Origin of the sequence: Indolivaga capnocytophagoides DSM 22835 (genome assembly GCF_000426485.1) — a bacterium.
Lineage (GTDB): Bacteria > Bacteroidota > Bacteroidia > Bacteroidales > Dysgonomonadaceae > Dysgonomonas_A > Dysgonomonas_A capnocytophagoides.
In genome coordinates, this window is sequence record NZ_AUFL01000021.1 from 38,182 (window position 1) to 50,355 (window position 12,174).

The following is a 12,174-nucleotide window of genomic DNA, read 5'->3' on the forward strand; positions in this document are numbered from 1 at the left end:
GTAAACAAATACATTAAATATAGGCCAATACCTGCCATCAATGTATTTTCAGCTATTTTATTTATAAAATATTATTATTTTTGACTACAAAGTGTGACTTATAAACACAACTCTACGACTTATTATACAAGAGTAAGTAATATCACAGTTTAAAAACAATAGCCAATAAAAAAGGTCTCAGACCTTACAATAGGAAATGTACAATCAGGATTTGGAAAAGGACTTTATGGATATGGTACGACATAACGAGCGTATCATCTACAAAGTCGTCTCCTTTTATGCGGATATCGACCAGAGTGTCAGCGATCTGTATCAGGAGGTTGTTCTGAATCTATGGAAAGCCTATCCTTCATTCAGAGGAGAAAGCAAAGTCTCGACCTGGATATACAGGATCTCTTTGAACACATGTATTACGTTTTTCCGCAGAAGCAAACGTTCTATTTCTTATACCGATCTGGTTATCGATATTTCGGATATTCCCGACGAAGATGACAATATCAAAGAATTATACAGACTGATAAACAAGCTGGGAAAGATAGAAAAGGCTCTGGTTCTACTTTATCTGGATGAGAAACCGTATAGAGAGATCGCCGAAATTACCGGTCTTACCGTGACCAATGTGGCTACAAAGCTGAACCGTATAAAGGATAAACTAAAAAAAATGTCAAACGAATAGTGCTATAGCATTTTACCAAAAAATACCATTTTTATGGATCTGGATAATTTAAAAAAAGTATGGAATGAGAATCAGATAGAATTACCATCGGTATCCGATGATAAGATACTCTCTATACTAAAAGGTAAGGGTAAGACTGCTCTCTACAAGCTATATATATGGGAACTGATAGGAGCAATTATCTTTCTTCCGCTGATAATAACTCCATTTATACATAATAAATTTTTCATTCTTTTTCAATATTCGAAGTTTTCGCAGTATTTCCTAATGTCTTTCTGTATACTGGGTTTTCTATGGCAATTATACAAAATACTGATACTGAAAAAGGTAGACCTCAAAAACAATTCTATCATTATGAGTTATAAGTACATTTGCAGGTATAAGCTATGTATAAATATTGAGGTCTTTGTCTCACTTCTTTTTATCTCTGTATTTATGATCTCCTTCTTTTATCCGTTGTCGGGCTCTATCCCCGATGAAAAAAGATACCTTATATATATTATTGTAAGCGTCTGGTTTGTTATAATGCTGGCTTTAATGTGGCTTGTTTACAAAAAATTCTACAGGAAACAAATCAGAAAGATCGAAGAATCGATAATGGAAATACAAGATTTTGAAAAAGATAATTGATCCCCCATGAAACAATTCAGACAAATACAAATAATACTTGCCCTTTATCTTATAGGATCATGTTCGTGCATGTTCGCACAAACCCATCAGTTTACAGGCAGTGTACTCTGGAAGGTATCAGGAAACGGGTTGACCGAAAGTTCATATATATTCGGAACAAATCATATTTTATCTAAAGCCTTTCTTAGCAGAATAGACGGACTGGACGACATTCTCAATTCATGTCAACAAGTTGTCGGCGAAATAGATATGAATGAAGCTACTCTTGATCTATCGGCCGTCCGCAAAGCATCTTTACTGCCTGAAGGAAAAACCTATAGCCAACTTCTTGATAAAACTGATTACAATAAGCTGGACTCTGTCTTACAACAAGACCTAAAAATAAGGATCTCTCAGGTCGAAAATATCAGCCCTGTTACAATCCTGACAATGTACACCGTAAACCTCTACAATAAAATATCGGATGGAGGCTCATATTCGGAAAATATGGATAATTACTTTCAGGAGTATGCACGTACAAATAGCAAAGAGGTTGTTGCTCTGGAAACTCTTGACCAACAAATACAATATCTTTTCTACTCCAAATCACTTAATGATCAGATAAACGAACTACTATGCGTTATTTCGAGTCAGACGATTGAAAAAGAAATGAAAGAATTAGACCAAAGCTATCAAAACGGAGACCTTATTGATCTGGAACGATTAATGAATGAAGATTCCGATTGTTCTTCAGGTCCCGAAGAAAGAGAAATAATATACAAAAACAGAAACGACGACTGGCTGGAGAAATTACCTAGAATCATGGAAGACAAAACCTCCTTTATAGCTGTTGGCTGTTTGCATCTGGTAGGAGAAGACGGCTTGCTAAACAAATTAAGCCTCATGGGTTACCACATAGAACCAATTGGTATGCAACCCTAGCATATTACTTGCTGTTCCAAAAATCAAGATACTGACGGGCTACTTTGATATAATCGTGATGCTTTTCTACAAAAGAACGGCTTGCCATCCCCCTGTCCGATAAGGTTGATTTATTCAGTATCAAAGATTCGAGATTGCCGTAAATACTATCTTCCGTAGGATATATATTTACAATGGGATAGTTGTCCGTTTCATTCAGCAATCTGTACATTTCGGGTTCACCCCCACTGACTAGCACCTTACCCAAACCCATAGTCAATAATCCATTTACTGCAGGCGAATACGAATATATCTGGTCGAGCACCACATGAGCATTATTTATCAGCTCCAGATAACGGGAATAAGTAACAGATTCGGCTTTAAATATCGCTACATCATCGGGATATGTACGTTGCAGGTGCGTCAAAGCTTCTGACAATAAATCTGTACCCTTAAATTCGCTTCGGGCTTTATTTATACCTATAAAGAAGTTTATTTTATCCTGTATATCAATGCTGCTGTATTTGATAGAGCCGGTATTTACAGGTAATGGTATGTAAGCAAGTTTATCCGCATATTCGTCCTCATAGGCGGCGAAATATTCGTATAGACACGCCACAATACCATCCGACGTTTCGGCCATTTCTATATTCGCTTCTTTGCGTTTAGTATGCAGCCAGTTGTATTTAACTTTACGATTATAGTCCAGATCATTTTCTTTGTTTCCGATATTAAATTCCGAATACCGGAACTTTTTATCGAGACACGCCTTCAACCAAAAGTAATCATCTCCGAAAGCTCCTAAAAAGACCTTTCCGTTATTGCGTTTCAGATATCGGTATAAGTGTATATTGACATGAATATTCTGTGTAGTAAAACAAGGATTGATCAACTGAACAATGTCATATCCTCTGAAATTGAGAAGGTTAGCCACAACACGCCCAAAACTATCAGCTGTATCGAATAAGCCCGAACTCCGCCGATACAAATCAATATCCCTGTAATAGTTTTTAAAACCATCTCCATCAGATGCCAGAACCACTTCGTGTCCCAGAATCTTAAGAGCCTCTGCTAAAGTCAAATGCAATCCGCTATATTCACCCAGCAATAAAATCTTCATGAATGGTTCTAAGTAAAAGAAAGTATTTAATGATATACTTTTGTTTATAACAGTCCTTGGTCGTTTTATCGCCTAAGCATAAGACCTCAGATTTGAAATATCTAATCCCCTTTTATCAATCCCATGCGGGATCATAACTTGTTTTACGTCCTCTTTTTTCGTATTTAAGATCCTGCAACATAGAAGAATTTACTCTCAGTGTTACAAAATAAGATGTGTAATCCCCGAAAGGAACTAATGATGCCGATATATTCCAACAGTGTAAGTTACGACTGATGTTACAGTTCATATAAGTTACCTTTTTTGCATCGAAATCATATGCCGATGTAAATGAGAAGTTCCAGTTCTTGGTTGGCTGTATAGAACCGTTAAAACTCAGATTTTGTCTGATTTTTCCTTTATATTCAAGTTTCTCATAGTCAAAATCACCATAACCATAATTCATACTGTAGCTGAATGACAGGTTCCATTTGATTTCATTTCTCTGATAACCGTCATCATCATAAGTTCCGGATTCTTTTTTCTTGCTGAACAGGCTTTGTCTTGGTCCTGTTTCTTCCGTATCTTCTGTGTTCTCATCCAGATTTTCATCTCCCGGACGAGGTTCTTTTTTTCCTTTAGAATCTTTATCGCCTCCCTTTCCAAACCATTTTTTAAATGTGTCCTGATTTATCGAAGGAGAGATTGAATATCCTGTACTTTTCAAGCGTCCTATCGTTCCATATTTCGAAATACGCAGCTGATCAAGTTTTACCGGAGTATTTTTAGAATCCAACCCATATACATACGGGTCAAATACCGCGTTAATATTTACTGTAAGATTTTTACTGAGTTTCAAACGGGTATTAGTGACGATATCGCTCCACTTATACTTATCGGCAGCCATATTATAACTAAAGCTGATTCCCAAATTATCGATAAGACTGATTATTTTAGTAGAATCGTTATCTGTAGCCACTTTCATTTCGATATTATTATCGAAACTGAAGTTAATATTCCCCTGTTTTCCGGAAGAAGGATATCCGAATATTCCGCCTTCGTATGGAGAATATTTATTTTGAACAAGCTCTCCGTCCGCATTGTAATAACTATATCCCACGTAGGCTCCGTAACGAGACTGACTAAAATCGGGACTACCGCTATAACTGATAGACGGTGTAAACACGTGTCTGATCTTTTGTAATTTTCCTATTTTAAAAACCGGTTCATAAAAACCATACAATTTTGTTTGAAGGCTTATCGAGTAGCTGAAATCATATACACGGTTAAAACCATACGTGGTATCAGCAGCAACCATTTTATTCGATGCAGGATCCCATGCTTTCGACACCTTTCGGGTATACCATCGCTCGTTATACGTCAAATTAGGAGAAATATTCAAATAATTGAACAAGTTAAATGTTGCCCCTGCGCTCACCCTGTGTTTAGCTGCATTCTGCCAGTCTTTGACCAGATTCGATTTCAGCAGCTTATCATCTTTTGTAGAAATACTGTTTTTGAATTGGAACGAATAATCCAAAGAAACTTTTTCATACCATTTCTCTGCACCCGCTGCCATCTTCCGTTTAAATGGGTATATACGAGACATAGTAACTGTCAAATCAGGTAATGTCAGAGACACCGAAGAATCTTGTGCATTTTGGTTTGCTGTAGCATTGAGCGATATAGAGAAAGGCGAATCAGGGAAAGTCTGAGTAAGGGTTACAGTTGAACTCCGCGTCGAGTTGGTTTCCATATTAGCAATCTGATTCAGACTATTACGGCTATACGTCGAAGTCTGATAACTTACACTAGCCGACAATGTCCGGTACATATTAGCTTTAGGATCCTGAGAATGTGTCCAGTTCAGGCTTAAATCTTTTGATTCACTAAATGATTCGGGTATATCCTTGTCTCCGATCTTTGTGTACAGGTAGCTCAAGTTAAAAGAGCCGCTTCTACGATATCGGTATTTGTAGTTCGAACGAGCCGAAATACCCCATGAGCCTTTGGTATAAACTTCTCCGGTAAGAGCCAGATCATAATTATCATTTATAGCAAAATAGTATCCTCCGTCCCTCAGGTTAAAACCCCTGTCCATATCATCACCATAAGAAGGCATGATAATACCCGATGAATACTTTTCAGAGAAAGGGAAGAACCCGAAAGGGATTGCCAACGGCAACGGCAGATCCTCTATCACTAGATAAGCGGGTCCGGTAATAACATTCTTCTTTGGACGAACCTTAGCTTTGGTGAGCATCATATAAAAGTGAGGATGCTCATGATCGTCACAAGTAGTATATTTTCCGTCACACATAAAAAATGTGTCATCGGGATTTTTCTTTGCTTTGTCCGCTACGATATATCCTTCGCCCTGCTGCGTGATTACATGACGGATATATCCTTTCTTCGATTTGAAATTATAGCTTACGTTTTTCATTTCGTATTCGGTACCGTTATCAGAGAAAACAGGATAACCGAACTCCTTACCGATAGAATCAAGTCCATATGTTGCATGTACAATACTGCTGTCCATGCTCATCGAAATATTTTCGGCTTTGATAGACATGGTCTGATAATCGACCTTACTGTCTCCATACAAATATCCCATATTGCCCGATGAGAACACGATAGAGTCATTTGCCGTATAATCAACCGGAGCATCCAAAGCCGCTTTCTTGGGAACAGAATCCTGAGCGGTTGAGTCCTGAGCTAAAGAATCTGCCTTTACATTGCCGACAGGAGTCAACTGTTTTTTTGCAGAATCAGCAACAACAGAGTCAGATAAGAGCAAACCGCTCCTATTGTTTCCAGCACTTCTAGACAATTGGGAACCCCAAAATGGTGATGAAAATAACAGAAAAACAAATGTGTATATACAGAAATGAACCTTCTTCATTAATAAATAACAGCACGCATTTGATGACACATTTCTAAAATGATAACTAACTGTTGCTTTTATGCTTGGCAAGTTAACAAATAGGCCTGAGACCTTAAAAATGAAACAGCCTTATGCATTCAACTTGCAAAACTAAGCATTTAATGATAAAGGAAAAGCAAAAAAAACGAAAAACTAACTAATAAAGGATATGATACCCGCAAGAAGGCAAAAGGAACAGAGACAAATGCAGAAAAAAAACAGGACTTGCGATTTATACTATCTGAAAAATATTTAACGCACACCCTATTCTCTTAAGCACAAATTGTTTTGTTACGGTATTTTAGTACCTTTGCGGGATACATAAATACAATAGAGATGGATAGACTGTCTATCCGATTATTACACGTTTTTTGAAGAGTTTATTTTACCTGTAGCTGATGAACACAATACATATTGAGTTTTGTCCGGTTTGTGCGAACAGAAAATGTTCCGGGATGTTTGAATGTAAAGATCATTTGGCAACAAATGAGGTATTTTCAGTATTTAAATGCCCCGAATGCGGATTTGCTTTTACTCAGGATTTCCCGGCCGAATCCGAAATAGGAATCTACTACGATGCTCCCGAATACATATCACATACCGATTCACATAAGGGCATAATCAATTCATTATATCATCAGGCAAGAAAGATAGCTCTGCGGTCTAAGACCGGATTTGTATCCAAGTATGCTCCGGCATCCACAGGAACCCTGCTAGATATAGGCTGCGGAACAGGATATTTCCTGAATGCGATGCGCCAAAAGAAATGGGTCGTAACCGGAATCGAAAAATCGGAACAGACACGTATTTATGCTCATGATAAATTCGGTCTGAACATTCAGGATTCGGATTATCTCTTCGATATACCAGCAAACACCAAAGACGTTATCACCCTTTGGCATGTATTGGAACATCTCGAAAAGCTGAATGAAACAATGGAGAGCCTCCACCGTATACTCAAAGATAACGGAACCTTATTTATTGCCCTTCCGAACAAAGAGTCTGCGGATGCTTGCTATTATAAAGAGAATTGGGCTGCATACGATGTTCCCCGCCATTTATGGCACTTCTCGCCTGCGGATTTTGAACTTTTCGCAAACAAACATAACTTCGAATTGATAAGAACTAAAGGCATGCCATTTGATCCATTCTACATTTCGATGTTAAGCGAAAAGAACAACGGATCGAAGACTTCTTCAATTTCGGGACTGTTTAAAGGTGGGTGGTTCTTTCTGCAAAGCCTGTTTAATTTGAATAAAAACAGTTCTCTTGTTTATATCCTGAAGAAGAAATAATTAATGTAAGAAGATATTTAATAGGTCTGAGACCTTAATAAAACCATAACTCCGGAAAAATATGATACAACAAAAGAAAACGGCTATGCAGCAAATATTGCCTCATGTATTTGCAATCGTGTGCTTTTTAGCTGTAACATTTGTCTATTTCAGTCCTATGCTCGAAGGTAAAGTCCTACCTCAAAGTGATGTTCAGCAATACAAAGGAATGTCTAAAGAACTGAGTGACTACTACTATAACGAAGGCGAGTCATCAGCATGGACAGGATCGATGTTTTCCGGGATGCCGGCGTATCAAATCGGGGTCTGGGGCGGATCTCCTAACTTTCTGGATTATCTGGAAATGCCGGTCAAAGCCTTAGGCAGCAGTAGTGCAGGAGCTGTATTTACAGGTATGCTGATGGCTTACATCCTCTTTTGTATCATGGGCGTTGGTTTCTTACCTGCGGTTTTAGGAGCAATAGCATATTCTCTTTCATCTTACAATATTATTATACTCGATGCAGGACACGTTACCAAAGCCTGGTGTATAGCTTATATGCCATTGGTTATTGCGGGCATGGCTGCGGCATTCAAAAGGAAGTACTTGCTGAATGGTCTTTTGATGGGGCTTGGACTTGCTCTGCAAATCAAAAATAATCACCTGCAAGTGACATACTATACAGCAATTCTCTGTGCCTTTTTATATATCGGATTATTGATTAATGATATTATAAAAAAGAACTTGGCAGGGTTTGCAAAAGCCACAGGAGCTTTGGCGGCAGGTGTTATCATTGCTGTCTTATGTAATCTGGGAAATATCTATGCAAATTATGAGATGTCGAAAGAGAGTACCCGCGGGCAATCGGAATTATCGAAGCCTACAAACAGCGAAAAACAATCATCGGGTCTCGATAAGGATTATGCTTTTGCGTGGAGTTATGGAAAAGCAGAAACTCTATCATTGCTCGTTCCGGATATAAACGGCGGAGCTTCGGGAGGATGGTTATCTCCAAATTCTAATCTATATAAAGCCATCCAAACCAACGCACCTCAAGCTCAATTAGAAGCAAAAGGAATTCAGGCTCAGACATACTGGGGAGACCAACCTTTTACATCGGGTCCTGTGTATTTCGGAGCCATCATATGCTTCTTATTCGTATTAGGTATGTTCGTTATCAAAAGCCCAATCAAATGGGTACTGCTTGCTTCAACCATATTTTTCATATTCTTGTCATGGGGACATAATTTCGAAGGCTTCAACGATTGGTTCTTTTACCATTTCCCTATGTACAACAAGTTCAGGGCTGTTTCAACGGCATTAGTCATACCGGCTCTCACTATGATAATCGTTGCGGTATGGGGACTCAAAGAGTTTCTGGAAGAAACGGAGGAGAAGAAAAAATTACAGCAATCGTTATGTATTTCATTTGGTATTACAGCCGGAATAAGCCTACTGCTCTGGATTGCTCCCGGAATTTTCGGGCTATCATTCTCTTCTGAAAACGACCAGCAATGGATGACTCAGGTTCCGGACTGGTATTACACAGCCTTGATAGCCGATCGTAAAGACTTGTTATCGTCGGATGCCATACGATCATTCTTCTTTATCTTATTAGCAGGCGCAACTCTATTGGCTACTCTTAAAATGAAGGGTAATAAACAACAAGTTGCTTTTTATGCTACACTAGGCCTTATCGTATTAGTTCTGATAGACTTATGGAATGTAGACAAAAGATATCTGGATAACGATAAATTCCAAAGCAAACTGGCTTATAATACCAATCAGCCTTTTCCGCAAACAGCGGTAGATCATGCGATATTACAAGACAAAAGTGTATCATACCGTGTGTTGAATCTGAATAATCCGTTTAACGAAACCAAAACATCATATTACCATAAGTCGATCGGAGGATACCATGCGGCAAAACTGAAACGTTATCAGGAGTTGATAGATTACCGCCTTCAACCGGAGATCAACCGTATCATTAAGTCTTTCGATTCTCAGAATATCGACAGCATCACCAGTACTTTTAAAGCGAACACAGCTTTGAATATGCTGAATGCTAAATATATTATCTTCCATCCGGAACAACCACCATTACAAAATCCGTATGCAATGGGAAATGCTTGGTTTGTCGAAGATTATACATTCGTTGATAATGCAGACAAAGAAATCGAATCTATCAACACGATTGATCCCCTGAAAACAGCTGTGCTGAATAAAAAATTCGAGGCTGATTTGTCGGGCTTTAAAATAGTGCCGGACTCTACTGCACGTATCGAGCTGACTGAATACAAGCCAAACCTGCTTAAATACAAATCTTCGGCTAAAACCGAGCAACTGGCCGTTATGTCGGAGATATATTACCAAAATGGTTGGGAAGCTTATGTAGATGGAAAAGAAACCCCCGTATACTGTGCCGACTGGACATTAAGAGCAATACGTGTTCCGGCAGGAGAACATGAGATAGAATTCAAATTCGTTCCTCACAAATACAATACAGCTCGTACTGTGGCTTCAATAAGTACTGCGGCATTGCTGTTGTTATTGATTGGAGGAATTGCATCTGCTTTTATCAGAAAAGACAGAATTAAGTAATTAAGGAATATCATACTAATGAGATTTTCATTTATTACCTGTACATACAACCGGGACAAATATATCGGACAGACCTTACAATCGGTCTGCGATCAGAAATATCCTGATAATAATTACGAAATCATCGTCATAGATAATAACAGCACGGATAATACCGCTAGTATCTGTAAAGAATTCAGAGCAGAATACCCAAACAAAAATTTCAGGTATTTCAAAGAAATGAATCAGGGACTATCGTTTGCCCTGAACAGGGGGATTAAAGAAGCTCAGGGAGAATATCTGATCTTTGTCGATGATGATGAAACAATTATCCCCGAACATCTCGAAAGGCTCGATAATCACCTAAGAACTTATCCCGAAGCTGTATTATGCGGAACTCCCGTTATTCCCGTTTATGAAATACCCGAACCTAAATGGATGTCTCGTTTTACACAAAGACTGATAGGCGGTTATTTTGATCAGGGAAAAGAGGTTAAGATTCTCGAAGCTAAAAATTATCCGGGAACAGGACATACAATTATAAAGAAAGAATTATATGAACGGTATGGGAACTATAATACCGAGTTGGGGCGCAAAGGCACATCATTGATCGGAGCCGAAGATAAAGATATGTTCAATCGACTCAAGAATAACAATATTGTCTGTTATTATCTACCCGATATACCCATATATCATCACATACCGCCAAATAAAATGACCGATGAGTTTTTCCATAAACTCACCTATTCGATAGGAAAAAGCGAGCGTATACGCACAAAGGCTGTCTCAGAAAAAGAATTTCGGAACCGTTTATTATCCGAAGGCATCAAATGGGGAGCATCGGTAGTCTTATTCGCTGGTTATACTTTAGGCTTACAGCCATCAAAAGGATTCAGACTGCTGCAATTCAGATGGAACGTAACGAAAGGATTATTGGGTAAATAAGCCTTATTTTGTAGAAGGCTTTAACGACAAAGCAAACATACTGAACAGCCCGATAATCACAATCCACAGATTTTGTACGGCAAATACTACAAATGCAAATGCTTCTCCCGATTCTTTGGTCACACCATACAAGCCCAATGATAACACCACAGCCGCATGCCAGACTCCTATCCCGCCATTAGTAGGAATGGCCATACTCAAACTACTCAGAGCAAAAGCAATCAAGGCTGCAGTTATACCCAAATGACGGGTAAAATCAAATGCGTAGAATGTAATATAAAAATACAGAAAATAAGAAACCCAGATTCCAATAGTATATAACAGGAAACGACCTTTATGCTTCATCTTGAAAATGGTTTTCATGTCATTCAACAATCCGAGAATAATACTCAGAACCTTTTTCACAATCTTATTCTCTTTGAATACCGTAAATATCAGTCCGATAAAGATGGCAGCAACAATAACTCCTCCTATTATCCAAGGAGAAGAATACAAATTCTGAATAGTAGCCGATAATGCCTGATTATCTCTGATATAAGACAGAAAAACATCCACATTGAAACAACATGCCAGTAAAATAATGCATGCTACAGTACAGGTATCGGATACACGGTCGAGCAACATCGAACCGATCAATTTGGTAAAAGGAATTTTCTCTCCTTTAGCAACCATGGCACATCTCCAGACTTCTCCTCCACGGGGAATAGCGATATTTACCGCATAACTTCCGAGAACGGAATAAATAAGACTCCGTTTTGACGGATTATAACCTAAGGGTTCTATCAGCATCTTCCAGCGTACACCCCGTATTATATTACCCAAAGGTCCGAATATCAAAGAAAGGGCAAGTATCCCCCAATTAGCATCCTTTATAGTTACCCACATCTTATCGAAATCAGTATCCCTATATAAAAACCAAAGGATAAGTACGCCTAGAGCCAAGGGTATGATTATTTTAAGAATCTGAGATATCAGTGATTGTTTTTTTTCCGTCTCTTCCGTCTGAATGGTATTATTATCCATCTACTGTTATTTTAGAATAAGAAAACTCTTTTGTTATACAAAACGCAATACTCTAAGGCTACTCAAAAAATACTGTGTCGAATACCTTATTTCACTTATCTATAGGATAAATTGATTAACTTT

The 12,174-nt window shown here is 38.3% G+C and carries 9 protein-coding genes; 6 read left to right on the forward strand and 3 right to left on the reverse strand.

The features are described from left to right. Positions 1 to 226 precede the first annotated feature (226 nt). The 3 genes from K322_RS0112095 to K322_RS0112105 are packed head-to-tail and all read left to right on the forward strand — an operon-like array spanning position 227 to position 2,227. Positions 227 to 676: an RNA polymerase sigma factor gene (locus K322_RS0112095; RefSeq protein WP_260203819.1), complete on the forward strand. Its 450-nt coding sequence runs from the start codon at positions 227 to 229 to the stop codon at positions 674 to 676. A gap of 33 nt (positions 677 to 709) precedes the next feature. After that, the gene (locus K322_RS0112100; protein ID WP_026627131.1) at positions 710 to 1,306 is read left to right on the forward strand and encodes a hypothetical protein; all 597 of its coding nucleotides are present in this window, start codon (positions 710 to 712) and stop codon (positions 1,304 to 1,306) included. Between the two features lie 6 nt (positions 1,307 to 1,312). Continuing rightward, on the forward strand, positions 1,313 to 2,227 hold the full coding sequence (locus K322_RS0112105; RefSeq protein ID WP_084158575.1) for a TraB/GumN family protein: 915 nt from the start codon (positions 1,313 to 1,315) through the stop codon (positions 2,225 to 2,227). Positions 2,228 to 2,231: 4 nt separating this feature from the next. Here the strand turns inward: K322_RS0112105 and K322_RS0112110 are convergent, their stop codons facing one another. Next, the gene (locus K322_RS0112110) at positions 2,232 to 3,326 is read right to left on the reverse strand and encodes a glycosyltransferase family protein (RefSeq protein WP_026627133.1); all 1,095 of its coding nucleotides are present in this window, start codon (positions 3,324 to 3,326) and stop codon (positions 2,232 to 2,234) included. A gap of 115 nt (positions 3,327 to 3,441) precedes the next feature. Continuing rightward, positions 3,442 to 6,102, reverse strand: coding sequence for a putative LPS assembly protein LptD (locus tag K322_RS0112115; protein WP_260203821.1), 2,661 nt, complete (start codon positions 6,100 to 6,102; stop codon positions 3,442 to 3,444). 581 nt (positions 6,103 to 6,683) lie between these two features. On the opposite strand from K322_RS0112115, the gene K322_RS0112120 reads away from it, so the two are divergent. The 3 genes from K322_RS0112120 to K322_RS0112130 all read left to right on the forward strand — a co-directional run bounded on the left by K322_RS0112120 (position 6,684) and on the right by K322_RS0112130 (position 11,028). Then, a complete protein-coding gene (locus tag K322_RS0112120; protein WP_260203822.1) occupies positions 6,684 to 7,523 on the forward strand; it encodes a class I SAM-dependent methyltransferase in 840 nt (279 codons plus the stop codon). A gap of 61 nt (positions 7,524 to 7,584) precedes the next feature. After that, the gene (locus K322_RS0112125; protein WP_026627136.1) at positions 7,585 to 10,104 is read left to right on the forward strand and encodes a YfhO family protein; all 2,520 of its coding nucleotides are present in this window, start codon (positions 7,585 to 7,587) and stop codon (positions 10,102 to 10,104) included. 18 nt (positions 10,105 to 10,122) lie between these two features. Next, positions 10,123 to 11,028 (forward strand): glycosyltransferase family 2 protein, encoded by a 906-nt coding sequence (locus K322_RS0112130; protein WP_026627137.1) that lies wholly within the window; start codon positions 10,123 to 10,125, stop codon positions 11,026 to 11,028. A 3-nt stretch (positions 11,029 to 11,031) separates the two neighbouring features. Here K322_RS0112130 and K322_RS0112135 read toward each other — a convergent pair whose 3' ends face one another. After that, entirely contained in the window at positions 11,032 to 12,051 is a 1,020-nt protein-coding gene (locus K322_RS0112135) for a lysylphosphatidylglycerol synthase transmembrane domain-containing protein (protein WP_051290775.1), read from the reverse strand. Positions 12,052 to 12,174 lie beyond the last annotated feature (123 nt).